The sequence below is a fragment of the Rhodococcus sp. NPDC047139 genome (genome assembly GCF_040643435.1).
Classification (GTDB): domain Bacteria; phylum Actinomycetota; class Actinomycetes; order Mycobacteriales; family Mycobacteriaceae; genus Rhodococcus.
The window spans coordinates 1-23,253 of record NZ_JBEYUH010000027.1; the positions used below are offsets into that span (position 1 = coordinate 1).

The following is a 23,253-nucleotide window of genomic DNA, read 5'->3' on the forward strand; positions in this document are numbered from 1 at the left end:
GCAAAACGCTCGGCTGGGATACCCCAGCCGAGCGTCTGCGTGATCTAATCACCACCAACTAACAGCGGTGTTGCGTCGACCCCTTGAAACCGCCTTCTGCTGCGGGGCCCTTCCGTCACGCTCAGTGCAATCGGGGCAGATGCGGGCCGACCGGCAACTCGATATGCGATTCGGTCAGCACACTTCTCGCCACCGCACGGTCGATACTGTCTCGAAGCGCACTGCACTCCCGGTGGTGGTTACCGGGCGCGAAGCCGCTCTGCGAGATGAGCGGACATTCGGAAGTGTCGGATTCCCATTGGATCGACGTGTGTGCGGGGCTGAACTTCTCGACGAGCACCCCGAGCCCGCACTTCTCGCACGCCAGTGCCTGCATCGTCACGTCGGCGATTCCTCCCGGTTCGTGTGCGCGGAATCGAAGAACTCGAAGTGGTCGGCATTCGGCTCGCGCAGCAGTGTCCAGTAGTCGACGAGCCGCCACGGGCACGGCACGACGGCGCGTCCTTCGCTGTTCCGGTAGTAACCGTTGGTCTCCGCGCCTGGGTGCACCCACACGGTCTTGTCCAGCGCCTCGTCGACCCTGCGGTTGTACTCGTCGAGCACATCCTGCCGAACGTCCATCGCATCGTGTCCGTTCTCCACGAGGTACTGCAGACACTCGACGATGTAGTGGACGTGTTCCTCACTGAGGATGTTGTGGCCGGCACCGTGGTTGGGCGCCGAGTTCGGTCCCGCGGTGACGAAGAGGTTGGGGAAACCGGACACCTGGATGCCGAGATACGCCCGAGGGTCGTCGCCCCCCTTCCACTGCTCGGCGAGAGTACGTCCCTCTGTCCCCACGATGTCGATCGAGGTCGTGAACTCCAGCTTGAAGCCCGTCGCTAGAACGATGACGTCGGCGGGCACGAAGACACCCTCGGTCGTGACCACCCCCTCCGGTGTCACCTCCCGGAAGGACGCGCGATGCAGGGTCACGTGATCACGGGTGAGCGCCGCGAAGAAGCCCGGGTCCTTGACGATCCGCTTGCTGTACGGACGGAAGTCGGGCGTCAGCTTCTCGACGAGATCCGGACGGTCGGGGAAGCTGGCCTGCAGGTGGTTCAACGCCGTCTGGAGCACCATCTCGTTCGCCGGTGAGGCCGAGAAGTGCGTCTTCGCCCATTCGGGATCGATGCGTGGCATCACATAGAGGTTGTCCGACGCGAACCAGTAGGAGCGCAGCCGGAACCACTCGTGGTACCGGGGAAGATGTGCCAGCGCCCATTTCTCGCCGTCCGGAACCTGGTTCACGACAGCCTTCTCCGGCACGATCCAGTGCGGCGACCTGACTACGACGTCGAGCGCTTCCACTTGATCGACGATGCTCGCGACCACCTGGACGGACGTGCATCCTGTGCCCAGAACGACGACGCGCTTGCCGGTGAGGTCGAGGTTCTCGTCCCACTCGGCGGTGTGCACGATGGTGCCGCCGAAGGTGTCCATACCCTCGACATCCGGGATGTTCGGAGAGTTGAGCATCCCGAGTGCTGTCACGACGGCCTTGGCGTGGTGCACCTCGCGGGTCCCGTCGGTGGACTCGACGGTGACCTCCCATACGTGCTGATCGTCGAGCCACCGCGCCGACTGCACCCGCGTACGGAAGGAGATGTTGTCTGCGATTCCGTAGGTGTCCACGACACCCTTCAGGTACTTCTGGTATTCGGTACCTGTCGGATAGTACTTGGACCACCCTGGATTGAGCTCGAACGAATACGAGTAGTAGTGGCTGGGCGTATCGACGGCAGCACCGGGATAGGTGTTGCGCGACCACGTTCCGCCGATTTCGTCGCGAGCTTCGAACACGCGGTAGGTGAAACCGGCCTCGCCGAGCTTGATCGCTGCGTTGATGCCGACGATTCCGGCACCGATCACGATCACGGAGAACTCCGGAGCCGGATTCCGCGTAACCGGGACGCAGCGCTCGGAAAGGACGAAGCCCGCTTGCTCACGGAGAATCGGAACGAATTCCTCGTCGACGCGCTCCGAGGTCGCGACCGTCGCCATGCGGAGGAACAACTCCGGATCGGGAACACCGAGCCGATCTCCTGCATCCGGCGTGAGCAGATCGTGGGCGCGCGCCCGGATGTCTGCGACCACGTCGGCCGGGTACTGTCCCGGCGGCGTAGTCGGACGCGTCCCGGTGCGATAGTGGTTGCCCGGCTCGCTGATCGTCAGGCGCGGAGCGAACTCGTCGAGCAGGCCCGTGTCGCCGGTCGCGTGGACCAGGGACATGAGAAGCGGTGCCGGATCGCACACATCGATCGCGGCGTGCAGCAGGGCATGGCGGTCTTCCAGTTGCTCGGCACCCGAGCCGAGGGAGATCGTCTCGGTCATCATCAGCCCTTCCCCGCCGAGAGTTCGGTGGGCGTCTCGATCGCTCCTCGGCGCACGATCTCGAACCCCTTGTAGCCGGCTGCAGCGATCTCGGCACAGATGTTGCCGTAGTTCGCGAATCCACCGATGTACGGCATGAACACCCGAGGTTTGCCCGGAATGTTCGCGCCCATGTACCAGGAGTTCGCCGATGGGAACAGGGTGCCCGCAGCCTTCTCGTTGCACTCGGCCACCCATTCGTCGACGGCCTGCTCGGTCGCTTCGATCGAGGCGGCGTCGTGCTCGTCGAGATGGTCGAGGCAGTCCGAGATCCAGTCCACCTGCTGTTCTGCCATCAATACCATGTTCGCCAGGACGCTCGGGCTGCCCGCACCCACCATGAAGAACATATTGGGGAAGCCGTGGGACGCGAGCCCCAGATAGGTTCGCGGTCCTGCAGACCACTCCTCACGGAGGGTACGTCCCCCGCGGCCACGGATATCGATGCGTGCCAGCGCACCGGTCATCGCATCGAATCCGGTTGCGAAGACGATCATGTCGAGTGGGTAGTGGTGTTCGCTCGTGCACACGCCGTCTTCTGTGATCTCCACGATCGGAGTGGTGCGCAGGTTCACCAGCGTCACGTTGTCGCGGTTGAACGTCTCGAAGTATCCGTCGTCGGTGACGATGCGCTTCGTACCGATGGGATGGTCTTTCGGAATCAGCTGGTCGGCGATCTCGGGGTCCTTCACCATCTCCCGGATCTTCGCTTCGACGTATTCGCGGGCCGTATCGTTCGCCTGGAGGTTGGTCGTCTGGTCCGGGAACGCCTTCGCGAAGAGATAACCTCCGCGTTGCCACCACTCGTCGTAGACCCTGCGACGCTCGGCTTCGTCGACTTCCAGCGCGCTCTTCGGATACGGGGTGAAGGGGGTTCCTCCGCCACTCATCCGTGCCAGTCGCCGGCGCTCCGGATACGTCGCCTTGACCTCGGCGATCTGCTCGGGGGTCAGCGGGCGGTTACCGGCCGGGAGCGAATAGTTGGGGGTCCGCTGGAAGACGAACACATGGTCGGCTTCCTTCGCGATCAAAGGAATCGATTGGATGCCCGACGAACCCGTTCCGATCACGCCGACACGCTTACCGGCGAATTCGACCGGCTCGTGCGGCCATTCACCGGTGTGATAGGACTCGCCCGCGAAAGTGTCGCGGCCGGGGATGTCGGGCCGGTTCGTCGCCGACAGCACCCCCGTGGCCATGATGCAGAACCGCGCCGTGACCGATCGTCCGGTATCGGTGGTGACGGTCCACAGCGCCGACTCCTCGTCGTACACGGTGGACACCACCCGGGTGAGGAACTCGAAAGCGCTCCGCAGGTCGTGCCGGTCGGCGACGTGTTCGAGATACGCCAGGATTTCCTCCTGAGTGGCGAACCGCTCGGACCACGTCCATTCCTGCTGCAGTTCCTCGTCGAACGAGTACGAGTAGTCGATGCTCTCGACGTCGCAACGGGCACCCGGATAACGATTGTGGAACCAGGTTCCCCCGACTCCCGCGGCGGATTCGAAACCGTGGACGGTCATCCCGCGTTCTCGAAGCTTGTATACGGCGTAGAGCCCGGAGATGCCGGCACCGATCACGACGGCATCGACATCACTCGAGGGGATTGCGGGAATCATACGGCCGCTTCCTTCATCTGCTTGGCCCACAACCATTCGTGACCCCAGTAGCTGTCCGCGGTGATCTCTTCGGCCGTGTAGTAGGTCTCGTCGACGAGCATGCCTTCGGTGCCGTATTCGATGTCCCATCCGCCCGGGACCTGGACGTAGAAGGACACCATCTTGTCGTTGGTGTGGCGGCCCAGTGTGGACGACACCGGAAAGTCCCGGGCGGTCACCTGATCGAGGGCACGACCGACTGCATCGAGAGAATCGACCTCCACCATCACGTGAACCAGTCCCGGGTCTCGATCCTCCGGGCTGGGCATGAGCGCGAGGCTGTGGTGACGCTGGTTGACACCAAGGAACCGGATCCGCATCGGATCCACACCGGGAGGCGTCGGCAGCCGGAACGCTCCTCGCGGAAGGAATTCGAGCACGTCCGTGTAGAAGTGGAACGATTCGTCGAAGGCGGTGGTGGGCATGACCACGTGCCCGAGACCTTGTGCACCTGTCACGAACTTCTGTCCGTAGCGCGTGATCACAGGACTGTGATCGAGAGCCGGACCGAAGAAGAATTCGAGCGGAGTACCACCCGGATCCTTCATGGTCAGCCCGCCTTCGACACGCCGTCGCTCGCACGTTTCGAACGGCATGGCCTCGAATTCGTATCCCGCAGCGGTCAGTCGGTCCGCGAGAGCCCGCAGGGCCGTACCGTCCCGGACCTCCCAGCCGACTGCGGTCACGCGGTCGGTGTCGCCTGGTTCGACGGTGATCCGAGCCGGACGTTCGTCCATGCGGAAGTGCAGTGCGTCCTCCTCCGGACCGGTACCCGGCGCGAAGCCGAGTACGTCGAACCCGAGTTCGCGCCAGCGCGCCATGTCGGTGGCCTGGACGCGAACGTAGCCGAGGCTTTTGATCTCAGTCACAGAATTCCCTTTCGAGTACGCAAGAAGTGTCAGATCATCACGCGGAGGGGCCCGTCCGGCACGTCGACTCCGAGGGAGGCCATGGCCGACGCGTGATAGGTGGTGCTGGTGACGTGGATTGCGTGATGCAGGCCGGCGTGAGCGTCCCGCCAGAACCGCTGCAACGGATTGTCGACGCGGAGCGCATTCCCACCGGAGCGATCGAAGATCTCGTCCGCGGCACGGACGGCACGCCACGCGGAACGCACCTGGTTGCGCCGCGACGCCGCCCGGGTCTCGAAGTTGACCTCCTTGCCGGAGTCGACGAGATCCCAGATGCGATCGACGTTCGCCAGGAGTTGCTGGCGGGCAGCGTCGATCTCGGCAGCGGCTTCGCCGAGGGCGTGCAGGACGTACGGATCGTCCTTGATCGCTGTTCCCGCCGCACCCACACGCCCGCGCTGGTAGTCGATACCGGCCGCGAGCACACCTTCACAGATTCCGATAGTGGCGGAGGTGATGCCGAGCGGGAACATCGTCGACCACGGCATCCGGTACAGGGTCTCGGTGACGCCGTACTCCTTGGCCGCTGTCCCGTCGATCACTGCTCCGCCGTCCATCACCCGGTATTCGGGAATGAACGCGTCCTTCACCACGATGTCCTTGCTTCCGGTTCCACGCAGACCGACGACATCCCATGAGTCGTCGACGATCTCGTAATCGGAACGCGGAAGGATCACGTGCAGACTGACGGGCGGCATGATGGGAGCGCCGTCCTCACCGCCGGCCATCGCCCCGAGGAAGATCCAGTCGCAATGATCGGTTCCGGACGAGAACTGCCACCGCCCGGACATCCTGTACCCACCGTCGACAGGAACCGCGATCCCACCCGGCATGTACGGCGACGCCTGCCAGGTATCGGCGTCGGTGCCGAGCACTTCGTCCTGCACCTTGGGGTCGGCGAAGGCGAGCTGCCACGGGTGGACACCGACGATACCGCCGACCCATCCTGCGGAACCGTAGATGCTGGCGGTTTTCATCACCGTCTCGGCGAACTCACGAGGGTGTGCTTCGTACCCGTTGTACTTCTTCCGCTGCAGCAGCCGGATGATGCCGGACCGCCGGAGACCGGCGGCCATGTCGTTCGTCAGCCGACCGAGCTGGTCGGAGTCGTCTGCCCCCGCTCGGATCTCGTCAGCGATCGCGACGATGTTGTCGAGCACTTCGTAACTCATGGTTTCTCCAGGAGGGTATGTAGTGATGCGGAATTGCGGTCAGGATCCCGATTCGGCGGAGGCCGTCTCACGAGCCCGGGTGAGGTTCGGCGCGAAGGCACTTCGTCCCGCAGCGACGTTCTCGTCGACTTCGGCCTGCCAGCTCGTCAGTGCGCGCGTGGTGTCGATCACGTACTCGAATCGGTTGACCATTTCGGGTCGGATGTCCTCGACGTCGACGTAGAACTGTTCGTACCAGCGCCGCAGTTGGTAGACGGGACCGTCCTCCTCGCACAGCAGAGGATTGTCGATCCGCGACTTGTTCTTCCAGATCTCGACGTCCTGCTCGAATCCGATCGCGATGCCCTTGGCGACGGCCTGAGCGATCTGCTCCGCCTGCTCCGGAGGCATTCCCTCGGGCCTTTCCACGATCACGCCGTACTGCAGGCGGAAGGCGGTCGGAGAGATGGGGTAGTGGCAGTTGATCAGGTAGATGTTCGGCGTCGACTCGGGATCACGGCCGCCGCTCCACAGCTTGTCGATCATGTACGAGGGACCGTAATAGGTTGCATCGGATTTGTTTTCGGCACTGTAGTTGGTGCTCTGGCTGACGCCGACGGCATCCTCGCGGGGCCGGGACCGCATCACCTGGGTAGCCGTATGGCCTTCGAACACGTTTCGGAAGTAGGTCGGCATTCCGTAGTGGACGTAGAAGAAGTGCGCCATGTCGACGACGTTGTCCACGATCTCGCGACAGTGGGATCCGGTCACGTCGAGCGAGTTCCACACCCAGTCGGTCCAGCCGGGGTCGCCGTAGGTGGGAATCTCGGGAATGGCCAGCTCCGCAGGCGGCTTGCGGCCCTGCGGGTCGTGCCACACGAAGAGCTGTCCGCTCACTTCTGCCGCCTGCCATGTCCGGGTGCGGGCGAGCGGTGGGACGCGACGCGCGTAGGGAATCGCCGCGCATCTTCCGTCACCGCGCCAGCGCCAGTCGTGGAACGGGCAGGCGATGGTGTTGCCCTTGACGGATCCCTGTGCGAGATTTCCGCCCATGTGCCTGCAGTAGGCGTCGAGAACGTTGATCTTGCCGTCCTCACCGGCGAACACCACGAGCGAGGTCCCGAAGGCATCGACCTGATGGGGCTTGCCGTCCGCGAAGTCGCGCACGAGCCCCAAGCAGTGCCATCCTCGCGCATAGCGCTCCGGTGGCGTACCGACATCGATGGTGCGGACCTGATCTTCGGTGTCTGTGGAACCCACGCTGCCTCCTGGTCGGCTGATCGCGACAACTCACCCGTCGCACAGTGACCAGGATCGAGAACCCGGACTCCGCTGTGATGTCCGTCTCCCGCAGAACGGGAGGCCAGTTTCAACCCCGGCGGAGCCACCTGGCACGGTCGCTCGTGGTTGCCGCGCGCGGCACACCACAGGTACCGTGACGCGCGTCACACCTGGGGGTCTCAGGAGGAGAAATTGAGTACGTCACGCACCGATGGCCTACCCGTGTCCGTTGTGGACCGGATCTCCCTGGTCCTGGAGGCCCTGAGCACAGGCCCGATGACGTTGGCCAAGGTCACCGCACGCACCGGGCTCCCCAGGTCGTCGGCGCACCGCCTACTGGAACAACTCGCCAATGCGGGCTGGTTGGCCAGGTCGCCCGAGCAGACGTACGAGCTCGGGGTGAAGGCATACGAAATGGGTCAGGCGGCGCTCAATCAGAACCGCCTCCTGCATCATGCACGTCCTCTCATGCATGCTTTTGCGCACCGCGCCGGGTTCACCGTGCAACTGGGGGTGGTGGACCGCGGGGACACCGTCTATCTGGCCAAGGTGAACGGGCGCACATCGGGCTCGACGCCGACGGCCGTCGGCCAGCGCGTGCCGGCCCACTCCACCGCCCTGGGCAAAGTGATCATGGCGTACTCGGCGGTCGCGTCCCAGCGTTCTCAGGACGGCACCCGGACCGACTCCGCGACAGCGCCTTCGGCACGGAGCCGCTTCGACAGCGAGATGGCCCAGGTGCGTGATCGTGGCGCCGCGTTCGATCGCGGCGAGGCCTTTCCCGGCATAGCGTGCGTCGGGGTGTCCATCGGTCCGCCCGATCACATGTACGGGAATCTTGCAGCGCTGTCCGTGTGCGCCCCCGTGAGCGTGCTGGAGCATCAGAAGATGATCGCCCCTCTGCGTGTTCTGGCCGGCGAGATCTGGCAACGCTGCGTCGCGACAGATCTTTCGAGGCACTAGGAGAACCCTGCTCCGCTCGAGCCTTGGACTCACGCGGCATACCCAATTCGCCAGGTTCGACGAGCACCTGAAACGCGAACACATGCGTCTACGGACCGAGCGACCGTCGCATCGAGATCGTCCCGCCGCGCCGCGGGCTCGACCGTTCATCTGCCGAGGCCGTTCTTGGGGGCCGGCCAAGATAGCATCGGGGGGAAACTAGGTCAGGACTGGAGATGCCTCGCAACAGACGTCCGCAGGATCGGGAAGAGAAGCGTGCGGAGATCGTGGTAGCCGCGCGGCGATTGTTCGTCGAGGAGGGATACGACGCGGCATCGATGACGCGGATCGCCCGGGACGCCGGAGTCGTGTCGAACACGCTGTACTGGTACTTCCAGGACAAGGACTCGATATTGATCGCGGTCCTGGATGCGGTCCTGGCCGACTCGATGGCCGCCTACAGTGAAAGGCTGGGCTCGGGGCTGGCTGATCGTCTGTTGTGGCTGATCGCGGAATTGGAGCAGCTGGGTCAGTTGGTGAGCACGGTGCACACGCGCGCCGAGAAGTCCGCGTCCGTTCAGGAATGGCACGAGCAGTTCCACGCGCTGGCCGAGGGTCTGTTCCGGGCAGAGCTGATCGAGCTCGGCGTGCCCACCGACGAAGTCGATCCGCTGGTCGCGATCGGTGTTTTCGTTGTCGAGGGCTTGCTGACGCATCCGACGGATCAGGCTCAGCGGCGCGCGGTGATCGAGACGCTGCTGAACAGCGCTCACAGTCGTGCCGCAGCCGCCGACTGAGTGCCCGATCTGCACACGTCCACGAGCCCGGAACGGCCTACGCTGTGGCGTGTGCGGTATCGTCGAATTGTTTTGTCAGGAAAGAGAGTTGGTCACACACAGCGCGGTCGAAGTATTCACCCACGTAGATGTCGAAGTGGTCACACGGGTAGGCCTGGACCTGCACGTGCGCCAAGCCTCGGGCGTGACGCTTCGTGGCCTTCGCAGGTGCGGCCGCGTCGTTGTCGCAGACACACAGCAGCGTCGGAATGTTGAAACGGGCCAGCGCCCGGCCGGGCCGATCTACCGGCAGGCGCAGCGCCAGTCGTGCGGCGAGGGCGTTGGCGGCCTCGAATTCACCTTTCGGGCCGCGTAATACACCCCAGATGCTGTCGCGGCCGGCACCGGTCACGGGTTCTTCTCCACCGTCGATCTCCGTCAGCTCGATGTTCTTCGACAGCTGAGCCCGTACCGACGGCAGCCGTGTCAACAACGCGCTGGTGCGCCGCGAGAGCCGGGTCCCCGCAGGCAGGAGTGCGGAAGCGCCGGCGAGGGCATCGGGTGAGGCCACGAACGCGGGCATCCAGGACGTGCCCGCCATCGGCAACAGGATCGGCTTCGCGCCGAACCACGACCCGACCGTGTCGACGATGCCCGCCACTGTCAGCGCTACCACGCTCAGCGGGCCGGTCCGTATACGCGAGCGCAACGACGCCGGGCCGTCGGTGAAGGGACACTGCGCCACGACCGCCGCGATACGGGGGTCCTCGGAGGCGACCTGAAGGACATGCCCGCCGCCGAAGGAACTGCCCCACAATGCGATCCGGTTGACATCGACCTCCGGGAGTGTGCGCACGAAGGCCAGGGCGGCATACCAATCGGCGCGTTGCCGGCCGATGTCGAGGATCTGGCGCGGAGCTCCGCCGCTGGCCCCGAGATGGCGGTAGTCGAACACCAGCACCGACCACCCTGCGGCGGCGAACCGTTCCGCGTAGGCATCCAGGCGCATCTCCCGCACGGCTCCGAGCCCGTGCCCCATGATCACCATCGGGCGCGGACCGTTCAGGTCGGGTGCGGTATACAGCCATGCTGCGCACTCGTCCCGACCGGAGGGGAACGAGACCTCACGCCGCTGCACCGCTGCATCCTCGCGCCGATGGGCAGACCCACTGATTTCCACGACTCGCGTCCTTCCGCTTCCCACCACTGTTCTTGGACGTCATTCAAGACGGCATCGCGGTTACGGTAAAGGTATCTTGGACGTCAGTCAAGAAGGCGGGAGGGTCTGCATTCAGGTCACGTCGCGAGCATTGTCTCGGGTGATCACCTTTGCCGTTTCTATCAGCACATCGATCAAGCTCAGCTCGCTGAGCCAACGACGCCGGCGCGGGACACGTGTACCCCGCACCGGCCGCCGCGTCGGCGAGTTCGGATCAACCGCGCTGCACGAACTCCACGAGATAACCGTCCGGGTCGCGAACGGTGCCGATCACCATTCCGTAGGCTTCGAGTTTCGTCGCCGGTGTCTCCTCGACCCCACCATGACTACATGCGGCGGCCATCCTCCCCGTGACGTCGTCGGTGTTCAACACGATCTTGATGAACATGTCGCCGTGTGCGTGTGGGGCCTCACCGTCGCTGCCTCTCGGCAGGACGAGCTCGAGGCCCGCGGCACCGGCCCGGATGATCGACGCACGGAAGGTAGGGGTGTCCAGATCCTTGTCGTGCACGAATCCGCATCCCCGGATGTAGAATTCGGCCGATCGTTCCAGGTCGGCAACTCTCAGAGCAGTGAGTGAGAGCAACGTCTGCGTATCCGGGCTCTGCACGGTCATCGCGTTTGGGACCCGCCGTTGAAGTCCAACGTCTGACCGGTGATTCCGCCGGCCTCGTTCGAGGCCAAGTAGGCGCAGAACGCACCGACCTCGATGGGATCACCCAGGCGGCCGATCGGGATGGTCCGGAGGATCTGCTCGATCATCTCCGGACTCATCTTGTCCTCGAGGTTCTTCTGATGACCCAGTGCCACGATGTTCGCGGTCACCCCGTACTGTCCGGTCTCGGCCGCCAGGTGACGGATGAATCCTTCGATACCGCTCTTACCCGTGGCATACATCGATTGATTGATGTTCTGACCTGTGCGTGCAGAGCCCGACGAGATCTGGACGACCCGGCCCCAGCCGGCGTCGCACATCCCGTCGATGGCGACCTTGATGCAATTCATCGCGCCGTAGATATTGAGATCGATCGGAGCGCGCCACTCCTCGGGCGACAACTCACGGAACGGTTTGATGACGCGGCCTTCCGCGACGCCCGCATTGTTGACGACGATGTCGACGTGGCCGCCGAGTTCCTTCTCCGCCGCTCGTACGTGTTCGAGCGTGGCGTCGTAGTCGGTGACGTCGAACGCCGCCGCGACCGCCGTGTTCCCCTCCTCGACGATCGCCGCGGCGACCTTCTCGGCACGATCTGCGAACAGGTCGTTGACGATGACCGACGCTCCCTGCCGCGCAAGGACCTTCGCGATTCCTTCACCGACACTCTGACCGGCACCGCTGACGAGCGCGATGCGTCCGGCAAGACTGAACACAGGTACTCCTTCCCGTCGACAAGATTCGACGAATCGTGGTGTGGCCCAGTGCACAGCAGCCGACCATTTTTTGTCAACCAATATTGGATCCAATAACCGATGCGTATCTGTTACGGTCTCCGCATGACCCAGATCTCACCCGACTCGGACCTGGGCGCAGGCCCGACCGAGCCGATTCTCTGTTCCATCGCAGACGGCGTCGCCCGCCTCACCCTGAACAATCCGCGCCGCAAGAATGCGATCACCCTGGACATGGCCGCCGAGATCGCAGCCTTCTGCGACCGCGTCGAATCCGACACGGCCATCGGTGCCGTGGTGATCGACGCCAATGGCAGCTATTTCTGCAGCGGTGCCGACACTCGCGATCTCGCGTCCTCCTCTGCCGATCCGGCATCTCCCGAAGCAGTGCAGCGCACGTCGGCGATCTACAACGCCTTCGTGCGCATCGGATCGCTACCGGTACCGACGATCGCCGTCGTTGTCGGCGGCGCTGTGGGTGCAGGCCTGAACCTCGCCATGGCCGCCGACATCATGGTGGTCACGCCCGACACCGTCCTCGACAGCGGCTTCTCCGCCCGCAGCATCCATCCCGGTGGTGGCCATATCTCCCTGCTGGGACGCGCGATGGGCTGGTCGGGGGCGATCGCGCTCGCCGCATGCGGCCAGTCCCTGAACGGGTCCGAAGCCGTAGCACGGGGACTCGCCTACACCGCTGTGTCCGCTGACGACATACCGGTGACCGTCGAGGAGTTGACCCGCACGGCCGCCGCCGATCCCGAATTGACCCGACGCATCATGACGAGCGCCCGCCTCGAACTGGGGCCGCCGGCCGTGAGCTGGGAATCGGCACTGGAGATCGAACGCGGCGTACAGATGTGGTCGATGGCACGAAAAGGCCGGGCATCGTGGTCGTCGCGAGGACCGAGCCGCTCATGACCGCCACCGGAACCGAACAGCTCGAGGGGATCGAATCCGGGCTCGAGCACCTACGCACCGAGGTACGAGCGTTCCTGTCCCAGGAGATCGCCACAGGCGGGTTCGTACCGGACACCGACAGCTGGATGACCGGATTCGACCCCGGCTTCAGTGCTCGCGTGGCCGGACGAGGCTGGCTGGGCATGACCATTCCCACGGAGTACGGCGGACACGGACGCAGCCCACTCGAGCGCTTCGTCGTCAGCGAGGAGATGCTTGCGCACGGCGCTCCCGTCGCGGCGCACTGGATCGCCGACCGCCAGATGGCCCCGAGCATCCTCGCCAACGGCTCCGAGGAGCAGAAGCGACGATATCTACCGGGAATCGCCTCGGGCCGTTCGTTCTTCGCGATCGGCATGAGCGAACCCGACGCAGGATCCGATCTGGCCGCGGTCCGCACCCGCGCCGTCGACAACGGTGATTCATGGACGATCACCGGAACCAAGGTCTGGACCACCGGCGCACACCTCGCGCACGCGATGGTGGTGCTCGCCCGTACCGACGGACAACCGGGTGACCGCCACAGCGGTCTGTCCCAGTTCGTCGTCGACCTCCCCCACCCCGACATCGAGATCCGCCCCTTGCGGAGTATCGACGGACAGGCACATTTCAACGAGGTCGTCTTCCACGACGCGCAGGTGCCTGCGGCGGCCCTGCTCGGCAAGCGTGGAAACGGCTGGGCACAGGTCATGGGCGAACTCGCCTTCGAACGATCCGGTCCCGAGCGCTATCTGAGCACGCTGCCCCTGCTGCGCGCATGGGCAGCGCACCTCGCGGCGTCCGGGGCCACGCCCGGACAGCGACAGACACTGGGCACTCTCACAGCGCGAGCGTGGGCTCTACGCCGGATGTCCTTGCGGGTCGCGGCCGAACTCGCCGCCGGCCGCAAGCCCGACGTACTCGCCGCGATGGTCAAGGATCTCGGGTCGACCTTCGAGGGGGATCTGGTCGAAGCCGTGCGAGCCTCGAGCAACCTCGTCGCCCGGCGCGACGGAGCCGACCCGCTCGCGCGCATGCTTGCCCACAGTGTCCTGCACACACCTGTATTCACCCTCAGGGGTGGCACCAACGAGATTCTGCGCGGGATCGTCGCGCGCGGATTGGGGGTTCGATGAGCGAGTTCACCACCGAGCTGGCAGAGACCACCGCGGCGATCATCGAGCACGTGGGTGTGGACACGTGCACGCCGGCGAAAGGCATGTCCGGCCCGCTCTGGACCCGCCTTGTGGACGGCGGCTTCGCCACCGTCGGTATACCCGAAACTGCCGGTGGGGGTGGTGCGGCACTCGGCGACGCACTCGTAGTCGTCACTACCGCAGCGCGGCACGGCGCAGTGTTGCCCCTCGTCGAGCACGGCATCCTCGCAGGCTGGCTCGCCGCCACAGCGGGACACATATCGACCTCGAAGATCGCGACCGCGGCAGAAGGTGATGCGCATTGCTCGATCCGCCGCCACGGCGACACTCTGCTGTTCGACGGCACGGTGACGGGTGTCCCCTACGCGGCCGACGCGGATACCCTCGTCGTGATTCTTCCCCCGGAGCCCGGCGCGGACGGTTCCTCGGTTGCCGTCATACCCATGTCCGGGAGCGGCGCCGAGGTGTCGGCCGAAACCGACCTGATCGGTGTTTCCTACGCCGACATCGTTTTCCGGGATGCACCCGTCGTCTTCCACGGAAGTTCACCGGTGTCCCTCACCGAATTCCTGCAACGTGGCGCTCTCGCCTACGCGGCCGCCACAGCGGCTGCGGCCGTGGCGGTACAGGATCACACCGTCCGCTATGCATCCGAGCGCACCCAGTTCGGACGCCCGATCGCGAAATTTCAAGCCGTTCAGCAACAGCTCGCGCAGCTCGCCGCCCGGACCACGATGATGGAGATCGCCGTCGACGCCGCGATCGCCACGCATGACGACCCGGAGATCGGGCGGCTCACGACAGCAGCCGCGAAGGTGGTGACCGCGATGTCCGCGCACTCCGTCGCTGCTGCCGGCCATCAGATCCACGGTGCCATCGGCACGACCTCCGAACACAGCCTCGGCCGTTTCACCACCGCGTTGTGGAGCTGGCGCGACCGATTCGGCTCCGAACAGTTCTGGGCGGAAGACCTGGCGAGCCGCATCCTCGACGACGGCATCGACGTGTGGGATGTCGTCACCGGAACACGATCAGAGCACGACACCGCACCGACGACGCACAGGAGCCCGGCATGAACGTCTCCACTTCCCCAGGCCACACGTCCGCAGCGACGACCGTCGACGGCAATTCGGTGATCGACGGTCGCGCCGCGTGGCGGGCGGCCGATCGGAACACCGGAATGGGCGCGCTCGCCGGACTCCGCGTACTCGATCTCAGCAGGGTCCTCGCCGGGCCGTATACCGCCCAGACTCTCGCCGACCACGGCGCCGAGGTGATCAAGGTGGAGGCGCCGTCCGGTGACGAAACACGCGGATGGGGACCGCCTTTCGACGATTCCGGCGAGAGCAGCGCATACTACGCCGGTCTCAACCACAGCAAGGACAACATCTGTCTCGATCTCCGGACGGACGCGGGACGCGAAGTACTGTCACATCTGCTGCGTGGCGCCGACGTGGTGATCGAGAACTTCAAGGCCGGCACTATGGCTCGGTGGGGGTTCGACTACGAGACCGTGCTCGCCGAGGACAATCCTCGGCTGGTCTACTGCAGGGTGACGGGCTTCGGTGTCGACGGGCCCATGGGCGGACTACCCGGATACGACGCGGTGCTGCAGTCCTTCGGTGGCTTGATGAGCGTCAACGGTTATCCCGACGGCAATCCCTTGCGTGTCGGAGTTCCGATCGTCGACATCGTCGCGTCCCACATGGCGGTCAGCGGGATCCTGCTCGCACTGAGGGAACGGGACAGCAGCGGACGCGGGCAGCTCGTGGACATCACACTTCTCGACTCGGTGATCTCGCTCCTGCACCCCCATGCGTCGAACTGGGTTTCGAGCGGGAAGGTGCCGCAGCGCACGGGCGATTATCACCCGACGGTCGTGCCGTATCAGGTCTTTGCCGCCCTCGACGGCGACTTCTTCATCAGCGCCGCCAACGACCGGCAGTTCCGCTCCCTGGTGACCGTCCTGGGCAGGCCGGATCTCGCCGACGATCCACGATTCGTCTCCAACGGCGTGCGATCGCAGAATCGCGACGAACTCGCGAACCTGCTCGGTGAACTCGTCGGCGGATGGAAACGCGACGATCTCGCGGTCGAACTCGAACGTGCCGGTGTCGCCGCCAGCCCTGTCAACACCGTCGACCAGGCCCTCACGGCGCCCCAGACCGTTCACCGTGGGCTCTTCCTCGACACCGTCGACTATCGTGGCCTGGGTGTGCCGATCAAGCTCGGACGGACCGCGACGCGAACTCCCCGGACGGCGGTGCCTCTCGGAAGCGACACCGAGGCGGTCCTCGACTCGATGGGATACAGCGAGGACGCTGTCGCCGCTCTGCGAGCCACCGGCGCGCTGGGCAGTTCACCATCGACGCGTGCGTGAGCGACTCGGAACGGTAACGAAGGGGAGGAGCACGGTGAGCCGACGAGCGGCGCCGAAGGATGATGTTCCCGAAAGCGGTCCTTCACCGGCCGTTCGCGGCGCCGAGTGGGTCGCCACCGAGATCGAACGGATGATCGTCACCGGCGATCTGCTCCCCGGCCAGCCGATCCGGCAGGAGCAGATGGCCGAACGGCTCGGGGTCAGCCGGCTCCCGATCCGGGAAGGACTGCGTCAGCTCTCGTCACAGGGGCTCGTCGAACATCGCCGCAATGCCGGGTACACCGTGGTCAGATTCGAACAGTCCGAGTTCGATCAGATCTATCTGATGCGCGATGCTCTCGAACGGGAGGTTCTGGCCTCCCTTCCTGCATTCGACTCCGTTGCGCTCGCCGAGATCCGCACGTTGGGCGAGCGTGTCGCAGAGGCAGCGGAACGCGGCGACCTGCTGGAAATGCGACTGGCGAACCATGACTTCCACTTCGCGATGTTCGATCGCTCCCCGCTGGGGCTGGTCGTATCGGAGATCCGTCGGTTGTGGCGGCTTGCAATGCCGTATCACGCGGCGTACCTCTTCGATGCCGAAGTGCGACGACGCGTGATAGCAGAGCACGACGACATGATCGCCGCGCTCGCCGACCACGACAACGAACGTCTGATCGCCTTGATGAACGAACATCGACGCGGGGGTGAAGCCGGCACGAGTGTGCTGCTGCGGAACACTTCTCGCTCAGGTTCATGACCCGGAAGTTCGGACGCGACGAAGTCGGCTCGGTGTATCCGTACCGAGCCGACTTCGTCGCGTCACCTCATGCCGAACGAACCACGCCCAGCAGTTTCTTCAACGGAACCGTCGGGTCCGAGAACAACTCTCGGGACGGGCGGTAGCCCCGCAGGAGCGCCGACCGCAACGCGACGAAGTCGGCGGGGGCATTGACACACTCCGCGGCGAGCAGACGGTCGTCCTCGAAATAGAGGGCGACGCGGCGACGCGGCTTGCTCGGATCGGTCAGGACCACCACATCCGTGTGCCCGTCGATCCTTCCGGCCATCTGCAGCTTCCACGATCCCTGGTCGGACCAGAACCACGGCGCGGGCCGGACGGGCGCCGCGCGTCCGAGCAGCGAAGCGGCTGCCACGTCGGCCTGCTCGGTCGCGTTGTCGACCGATTCGAGACGTATCCGCGCTCCCTCGACCGTCTCCTGCACGGTGCAGTCGCCGATGGCGAGGATGCGCCCGTCGGAGGTCACGCACCTCTCGTCCACCACGATGCCCCGATCACAGACGAGTCCGAGCTGCTCGGCGAGTTCGGTGCGTGGCTCCGCACCGACACCCACGAGCACTGTCGCTGCGGCGATCTCGCGACCGTCGTCGAGACGGACCGCACGAATCCGATCGCCGTCGAGTGCGATCTCGACGGGTTTCGTTTCGAGGATGACGTCCACGCCCATCTCTCTGTGCGCCGCGAGCAGGAACTCGGCTGTTCCTGCTCCGACGGCACGACCCATCAAATGCGGACCCGCCTCGACGACCGTGACCGCAACACCGAGGCCTCGCAGGGTGGCGGCGACCTCGAGCCCGACGAAACCACCACCGACGACCACCACCGGTCCGGTGCCGACACGGCCCGCCAGTCGGCGTGCGTGGTCGAGCGTGCGCAGCACCAGCACATCCGGGTGATCGGAACCCGGGATATCCAATCGCCTCGCCCGAGCGCCCGTGGCAAGCACGAGGCGGTCGAACGTGCGCGTCTCGACGGACCGATCGGATCGCTGGAGATGCAGCGCGACGCCGTCGCCGTCACGCTCGACCCGCTGGACCGTCGTCCCCAGGAGCATTTCGATCTCGTTGTCCGAGTAGTGCTCTGCGGCGCGCAGCACCAGCTGGTCCGGCATCGCCTCCCCCTTCAGCCACGCCTTCGACAGCGGTGGCCTGTGGTAAGGCGGATGCGTCTCGTCGCCGACCAATGTCAGTGACCCGGTGTACCCACCGAGTCTGAGCCGATCGGCCAGTTGCACCGCCGCGTGCGAGGCGCCGACGACCACCACACTGCGTGGCGGTCGGTCGGCGCCTTCCACATGTCCGGTCATCTCACGCCTGCTCATCCGGGATCGTCACGTGCAGATCGACACCCTCGCGGAGAATCAGCTGGCACGACAGTCGCGACGAGTCCTCGCGATCGCTGGCGGTGCAGTCCAGCATGTCGTCCTCGTCCTCCGAAGGGGCATCGAAATACTGCTGGTCCTCTGCAGCGAGGTAGACATGGCAGGTCGCGCACGAGAGCGACCCGCCGCACTGCCCCACGATTCCTGCCACACCGTTACGGACGGCAGTCGACATCACGGAATCGCCGGCCACACCGTCGATCACGCGTTCTGTTCCGTCGGGCTGGACATAGAAGACTTTGGGCATGTCGGATCCCTACCAGGTGACCGGCAGATCGGTGATGGGCTGGGTGAGGTTGTCGTTGTCCACCACAGCCTCACCCGCGAGCCTGAGCTCCGGCAGTCTCTTGAACAGTTCGCTGATCGCGACCTGCATCTCCATCCGAGCCAGAGGTGCTCCGAGGCAGTGATGCAGGCCGTAACTCAGCGTGAGGTGCGGATTGTCCTTTCGGCGTACGTCGAAGGTACCCGGGTCCGTGACCGCCACCGCGTCGTGGTTCACCGAAGCCGGATCCACCAGCACCGCTTCGCCCTCGGCGATGACCTGACCGTCGATCTCCACGTCCTCGGTGGCGACGAACGGAACCAGCCCACCGCCTCCCGCGACCGTGTCGTAGATGGCCATCCGGCCGTTGCGGAGGATCTCCTCGACTGCCGTGGGCGCCACCGCATCGACGTCTTCGAGAAGAACTGCCAGCTGCTCGGGGTTCTTCAGGAGCGACAGAACACCGGAGCAGATGAAGTTCGCCGTGTTGTCGAAACCAGCCACGATGAGGATCATCGCGATGGGAAGGATCTCCCCATCGGTGAGCGAATCGTCCTTGTCCGGCGCGTTGGCCAGATCGCTGAGAAGATCCTCCCGGGGATTCTTGCGCCGATCCTCGATCAGAGCACTCAGGTACATGAAGAGTTCGGTCATGTTCTGCACGACCTCGTCCTCGGGCATGTTCGCCACCGCGAGCGTGGCAGCGCTCCACTTCTGGAACTTCGGGCGGTCCTCCGGCGGAACGCCCAGCAGGTTGGACAGCATCTGGATCGGCAACGCCACGGCGTAGTCGCTGACCAGATTCGCCGACGTGCCCTTGGCCACCATCTCGTCGATGAGCTGGTTCGCGAACTCGACCGCCGATTCCCGCATGGCGCGCACACGCTTCGGCGAGATCGACTTCTGCACGAGTTTGCGCAGCTTGGTGTGGTGCGGCGGATCCTCGAACTGGATCGTGGACTTCAGGAAGTCCGGGAACTCGACGAAATAGGGCACGGCCCGCTCACCGGTCCGGAAGGGCTTCCGAACGAAGCGAGGATCGCTGAGCATGTCGCGGGCTGCGGCATTCCGGTGGATGACCCAGACGTCGCCGCCGATCGGCATCGTCATCTTGGTCATGGGCCGCTCGGCCGAGATGGCGACGTACCGCTGGACGGCGTCCTGCGGAGGGACCGCCGCGAACGGGTAGGAGGTGTCGACCACCTGATCGGTGGAAGTCGTGGAGGTTTCCGTTGAACTCACTGTAATTCTCCTGGTGCTGAACCGATGTCGGGAGATTCCGCTCAGGAAGAGGCGGGAACCTCGAGGGGGGCGACGACCTGCGGCACAGCGTCGGCGGTGATCGCCATGATTTCCTCGAAACGCTCGGCCACGGTGTCGACCGTCAGATCGGGGTCGTGAATGCCGACCGTGTTGACCAGAGCGAGTCGATTGACGATGCCGCCGGCCACGTTGAAGACCTCACCGGTGACGGTGCAGTCCGTATGGACCAGGTACGCAGCGACCGGAGCGACGTGCTCGGGACGCAACTGCGTGCGCATGTACTCCATCACCTCGGGCGACAGGGTGTCCGCGGACGCCTCGGCCATCCGGGTGCCCGCCCCGGGAGCGATGGCGTTGACCTTCACGCCCGATGCCAGCCCTTCGACCGCCAGGTTGCGGGTCAGGCCGAACAGCGCGCCCTTCGATCCGCCGTAATGCGACATGTCGGGATTACCGAGCATCGCCTGGGAAATGGTGTTGACCACGCGACCGGCCGGCGACTTCAGCAGGTGCGGCCATGCCGCACGACACAACCGGAGCGCACCGAAATAGTGGACGTCGAGATGACGCTGGTACTCCTCGTAGGGGACCTCGTCGAACGGCGCTGTACGCACGATGCCCGCGTTGTTGATGACGGCGTCGAGTCGGCCGAATTCCGCCAGGGCGATGTCGACGAGGGCGTTGGCGCCTTCCTCCGTGGCGACATCGGCGGCACATGCAACGGCGCGCCCACCCGCCGCGGTGATCGCTGCGACGACCTCCGTTGCAGGGTCGTCTCCGTCGACCCCGGATCCGTCGATGGTGGCACCGAGATCACCGACGACCACGGCGGCGCCACGCGCGGCCAGCAGTTCGGCGTGGGCGCGGCCGATTCCGCGACCTGCTCCGGTGATGACGACCACGCGGTCGTTGAATTCCAATGTCATGACTTGTCCTCGAATGTGGTGGGAAGTAATCGGGGTCAGGGACGGGTTTCACCGCCGCTCACGGAAACGTCTGCAACCCAGATGGTTCCCAGCGCTTCCCGTGCGGACTTCTCGAAATCGAAGACCTCGACGCCCACCGTCATGTAGAGCGTGGTGCGGTCGGGACCACCGAGCAGGCATGCCGAGGCGACGCCGTTCTCGAGCGGGACCGGAACGGCGTCCATCATGCCGTCCTCGGTGAAACGGGCCACGTAGCCGCTACCGGGCATCGCCGCCCACACGCCGCCCTCGGCGTCGAGTCCGATCCCGTCGGGAAGGAACGGGCAGGCAGCGAACGGACGAGGATTGGACAGTGATCCATCGGCGGCACGGTCGATGACCGTCAGTCTCTGCGCCGTCACCTCTGCGGTGAAGACCTTCGTTCCGTCCGCACTGATGGTAATACCGTTGGCGCACATGAGAGGACCAACCTGATCTGCGGTGGATACCGTCCCGTCGGGCTCGACGACGATGATCGGGGACGCCACCGGCTCGGCACCGGCGAAGAGGTCGAATCCGAGCTGGGTGACGTACGCGCGGCCCTCCGCATCGACGACCATGTCGTTGATGGCGTCCGGAGCGAACGCCGACACATCAGCGAGTACCTCGAGGTCGTCGGGCCCATTCCCGCCGTGAACGAGGACGAGCTTTTCACGCATGGAGGTGACGATCAGCCGGCCGTCCGGGAGCCATCCGAAACCGCCGAGGTGGATCGGCACGTCGGTCCCTTCACGACGGCCCGAAGCGTCCACGACGACCGTCGCGTTGCCGTCGGCGTCGAGGGTTTTCAGCGTCGAGGTGTACATGTCGGTGAACCAAAGGGCGCCGTCGTGCCAGCGCGGGCACTCGGGCCACGAAAACCCGCTCGCGATCTTGCGGGGTTCGACGATGCGTGCCTTCGCCTGTGCGACAGCGGCGGCGGTGTCGGCAACTACGTTGGTCATGTCGTGCCTTCCAGTGAAGACCGGGACTCAGGTGTCCACGGTGGTTCTGCCAACGCGACGAGGACGACCGAGGGGTCGTGAACTACGTCACAGCGTTCACGACGGAACATAGGTCCCGGAAAATCGCCTGTACGGGATGCATCCCGCTGAGCGGTCAGCTTCCTTCAGGTGACCGTGGTGACACGGACTTCGCCGGATGGTCGGAGCCGACCGCACAGTGGGGACGGAACCTTCGGTAGAGAGGAACCGGCAGCCCTGCTCGGCCTAGGCCGTGTTTCAAATGTGGATCTGCCGAGGGATTCACTGCCCCGCCTGGCGTGTCATGACAACTGAATGAGCGAGGTCTCCGGTAGAGGGTTAATCGACCAAGACAAACCTGAATACCGGAGACCTCGTGCCCAGCGTAGCGGTACCGAGGCGGGCGGATCTGACCGACGCGCAGTGGGCGCGGTTGGAGCCGTTGTCGCCTCGGGGAAAGAAGGCGGGCCGGCCGCCGAAGTGGACCAAACGCCAGCTCATCGACGGGATCCGGTGGCGCATCCGCACAGGATGCCCGTGGCGGGACATTCCGGACCGGTACGGGCCGTGGCAGACGGTGTACGGACTGTTCCGGCGCTGGCAACGCGCCGGGGTGTGGGCGCAGATCCTCACCCGAGTGCAGGCGCTCGCCGACGCAGCCGGCGCGATCGCGTGGGATGTCAGCGTCGACTCGACCATCGCCCGAGCACACCAGCACGCCGCCGGTGCCCGCCGGCACGGTGATCGGCAGGCCGAGCCGCCGGGCGGTGTCGACACCGAGCCCGATGATCACGCGTTGGGACGTTCCCGCGGCGGTTGGACCACCAAGATGCATCTGGCATGCGAGCAGGGCCGCAAGGTCCTTTCACTGATCGTCACTGCAGGTCAGTGCGGTGACAGTCCGCAGTTCGAGGCCGTGCTCGAGGCGATTCGGGTGCCGCGGCGCGGTCGTGGTCGACCGCGCCGCCGCCCTGATGCGGTCCTGGCGGACAAGGCGTACAGCAGTGCCGCCAACCGTGCCTACCTGCGCACGCGAGGAATCAGGTCGACGATCCCGACCAAGACCGACCAGATCGCGAATCGGAAGAAGAAGGGCTCGTCCGGTGGTCGCCCACCCGTCTTCGACGCCGAGCACTACAAGCAGCGGCACGCCGTCGAGTGCGGCATCAACCTGCTCAAGCAGAACCGTGCTGTGGCAACGAGATACGACAAGCTCGCGGTCCGCTACACCGCCACCGTGCGTATCGCCGCGATCAATCAGTGGCTGCGATCAGCCACCTTTTGAAACACGGCCTAGAACACGGAACCGACACCGTCCTGCCAAGGGGCCTGAATCGCCCCGAGTTCGGCGGAGGCTCGGCTATCTGGTTCCGGCCTCAGCGAGGACCGGTGTCTCACGGTAGTCGGCCGCCGTGTGATTCGAC

At 65.1% G+C, this 23,253-nt stretch carries 22 protein-coding genes; 8 read left to right on the plus strand and 14 right to left on the minus strand.

Going from position 1 to position 23,253, the window contains the following annotated elements; all coding sequences use genetic code 11:
• Positions 1 to 121: 121 nt before the first annotated feature.
• From ABZ789_RS21985 to ABZ789_RS22010, 6 genes are read right to left on the minus strand one after another with little or no spacing between them, the layout of a single operon-like run.
• The gene (locus ABZ789_RS21985; RefSeq protein ID WP_358428630.1) at positions 122 to 376 is read right to left on the minus strand and encodes a hypothetical protein; all 255 of its coding nucleotides are present in this window, start codon (positions 374 to 376) and stop codon (positions 122 to 124) included.
• A gap of 2 nt (positions 377 to 378) precedes the next feature.
• Positions 379 to 2,373, minus strand: a complete 1,995-nt coding sequence (locus ABZ789_RS21990) for an NAD(P)/FAD-dependent oxidoreductase (RefSeq protein ID WP_358428633.1) — start codon at positions 2,371 to 2,373, stop codon at positions 379 to 381.
• 2 nt (positions 2,374 to 2,375) lie between these two features.
• Positions 2,376 to 4,031, minus strand: a complete 1,656-nt coding sequence (locus ABZ789_RS21995) for an NAD(P)/FAD-dependent oxidoreductase (RefSeq protein ID WP_358428573.1) — start codon at positions 4,029 to 4,031, stop codon at positions 2,376 to 2,378.
• Complete coding sequence (locus ABZ789_RS22000) at positions 4,028 to 4,939, minus strand: VOC family protein (RefSeq protein ID WP_358428576.1); 912 nt, start codon at positions 4,937 to 4,939, stop codon at positions 4,028 to 4,030. Before ABZ789_RS22000 ends, ABZ789_RS21995 begins: the two co-directional genes overlap by 4 nt.
• Positions 4,940 to 4,968: 29 nt before the next feature.
• Positions 4,969 to 6,153, minus strand: coding sequence for an acyl-CoA dehydrogenase family protein (locus ABZ789_RS22005; RefSeq protein ID WP_358428579.1), 1,185 nt, complete (start codon positions 6,151 to 6,153; stop codon positions 4,969 to 4,971).
• A gap of 39 nt (positions 6,154 to 6,192) precedes the next feature.
• Positions 6,193 to 7,392 carry a Rieske 2Fe-2S domain-containing protein gene (locus tag ABZ789_RS22010; protein WP_358428582.1) on the minus strand — a complete coding sequence of 400 codons (1,200 nt, stop codon included), beginning with the start codon at positions 7,390 to 7,392 and terminating at the stop codon, positions 6,193 to 6,195.
• Between the two features lie 213 nt (positions 7,393 to 7,605).
• On the opposite strand from ABZ789_RS22010, the gene ABZ789_RS22015 reads away from it, so the two are divergent.
• Positions 7,606 to 8,376 (plus strand): IclR family transcriptional regulator, encoded by a 771-nt coding sequence (locus tag ABZ789_RS22015; protein ID WP_358428585.1) that lies wholly within the window; start codon positions 7,606 to 7,608, stop codon positions 8,374 to 8,376.
• A gap of 215 nt (positions 8,377 to 8,591) precedes the next feature.
• Positions 8,592 to 9,152 carry a helix-turn-helix domain-containing protein gene (locus tag ABZ789_RS22020; protein WP_358428587.1) on the plus strand — a complete coding sequence of 187 codons (561 nt, stop codon included), beginning with the start codon at positions 8,592 to 8,594 and terminating at the stop codon, positions 9,150 to 9,152.
• Between the two features lie 37 nt (positions 9,153 to 9,189).
• Here ABZ789_RS22020 and ABZ789_RS22025 read toward each other — a convergent pair whose 3' ends face one another.
• The 3 genes from ABZ789_RS22025 to ABZ789_RS22035 form a co-directional block, all read right to left on the minus strand.
• Positions 9,190 to 10,311 (minus strand): alpha/beta fold hydrolase, encoded by a 1,122-nt coding sequence (locus tag ABZ789_RS22025; protein ID WP_358428590.1) that lies wholly within the window; start codon positions 10,309 to 10,311, stop codon positions 9,190 to 9,192.
• Positions 10,312 to 10,564: 253 nt separating this feature from the next.
• Positions 10,565 to 10,966 carry a VOC family protein gene (locus tag ABZ789_RS22030; protein ID WP_358428593.1) on the minus strand — a complete coding sequence of 134 codons (402 nt, stop codon included), beginning with the start codon at positions 10,964 to 10,966 and terminating at the stop codon, positions 10,565 to 10,567.
• Entirely contained in the window at positions 10,963 to 11,721 is a 759-nt protein-coding gene (locus ABZ789_RS22035; RefSeq protein WP_358428596.1) for an SDR family NAD(P)-dependent oxidoreductase, read from the minus strand. The genes ABZ789_RS22030 and ABZ789_RS22035 overlap by 4 nt, the downstream gene beginning before the upstream one ends.
• Before the next feature lie 123 nt (positions 11,722 to 11,844).
• On the opposite strand from ABZ789_RS22035, the gene ABZ789_RS22040 reads away from it, so the two are divergent.
• The 5 genes from ABZ789_RS22040 to ABZ789_RS22060 are packed head-to-tail and all read left to right on the plus strand — an operon-like array spanning position 11,845 to position 16,951.
• A complete protein-coding gene (locus tag ABZ789_RS22040; RefSeq protein ID WP_358428599.1) occupies positions 11,845 to 12,657 on the plus strand; it encodes an enoyl-CoA hydratase-related protein in 813 nt (270 codons plus the stop codon).
• Positions 12,654 to 13,811 (plus strand): acyl-CoA dehydrogenase family protein, encoded by a 1,158-nt coding sequence (locus ABZ789_RS22045; RefSeq protein ID WP_358428602.1) that lies wholly within the window; start codon positions 12,654 to 12,656, stop codon positions 13,809 to 13,811. The genes ABZ789_RS22040 and ABZ789_RS22045 overlap by 4 nt, the downstream gene beginning before the upstream one ends.
• The gene (locus ABZ789_RS22050) at positions 13,808 to 14,908 is read left to right on the plus strand and encodes an acyl-CoA dehydrogenase family protein (RefSeq protein ID WP_358428605.1); all 1,101 of its coding nucleotides are present in this window, start codon (positions 13,808 to 13,810) and stop codon (positions 14,906 to 14,908) included. Before ABZ789_RS22045 ends, ABZ789_RS22050 begins: the two co-directional genes overlap by 4 nt.
• Positions 14,905 to 16,212 (plus strand): CoA transferase, encoded by a 1,308-nt coding sequence (locus tag ABZ789_RS22055; RefSeq protein WP_358428608.1) that lies wholly within the window; start codon positions 14,905 to 14,907, stop codon positions 16,210 to 16,212. The genes ABZ789_RS22050 and ABZ789_RS22055 overlap by 4 nt, the downstream gene beginning before the upstream one ends.
• A gap of 34 nt (positions 16,213 to 16,246) precedes the next feature.
• The gene (locus ABZ789_RS22060) at positions 16,247 to 16,951 is read left to right on the plus strand and encodes a GntR family transcriptional regulator (RefSeq protein WP_358428609.1); all 705 of its coding nucleotides are present in this window, start codon (positions 16,247 to 16,249) and stop codon (positions 16,949 to 16,951) included.
• A gap of 67 nt (positions 16,952 to 17,018) precedes the next feature.
• Here the strand turns inward: ABZ789_RS22060 and ABZ789_RS22065 are convergent, their stop codons facing one another.
• The 5 genes from ABZ789_RS22065 to ABZ789_RS22085 are packed head-to-tail and all read right to left on the minus strand — an operon-like array spanning position 17,019 to position 21,811.
• A complete protein-coding gene (locus ABZ789_RS22065) occupies positions 17,019 to 18,299 on the minus strand; it encodes an FAD-dependent oxidoreductase (protein WP_358428612.1) in 1,281 nt (426 codons plus the stop codon).
• Between the two features lies 1 nt (position 18,300).
• A complete protein-coding gene (locus ABZ789_RS22070; protein ID WP_358428615.1) occupies positions 18,301 to 18,621 on the minus strand; it encodes a 2Fe-2S iron-sulfur cluster-binding protein in 321 nt (106 codons plus the stop codon).
• A gap of 9 nt (positions 18,622 to 18,630) precedes the next feature.
• Entirely contained in the window at positions 18,631 to 19,881 is a 1,251-nt protein-coding gene (locus ABZ789_RS22075) for a cytochrome P450 (RefSeq protein WP_358428618.1), read from the minus strand.
• 41 nt (positions 19,882 to 19,922) lie between these two features.
• A complete protein-coding gene (locus ABZ789_RS22080; RefSeq protein WP_358428621.1) occupies positions 19,923 to 20,828 on the minus strand; it encodes an SDR family NAD(P)-dependent oxidoreductase in 906 nt (301 codons plus the stop codon).
• Positions 20,829 to 20,863: 35 nt separating this feature from the next.
• Entirely contained in the window at positions 20,864 to 21,811 is a 948-nt protein-coding gene (locus tag ABZ789_RS22085; RefSeq protein ID WP_358428624.1) for an SMP-30/gluconolactonase/LRE family protein, read from the minus strand.
• A gap of 394 nt (positions 21,812 to 22,205) precedes the next feature.
• Here ABZ789_RS22085 and ABZ789_RS22090 point away from each other — a divergent pair, with 394 nt between their 5' ends.
• Entirely contained in the window at positions 22,206 to 23,114 is a 909-nt protein-coding gene (locus ABZ789_RS22090; RefSeq protein ID WP_358428627.1) for an IS5 family transposase, read from the plus strand.
• Positions 23,115 to 23,253: the final 139 nt, after the last annotated feature.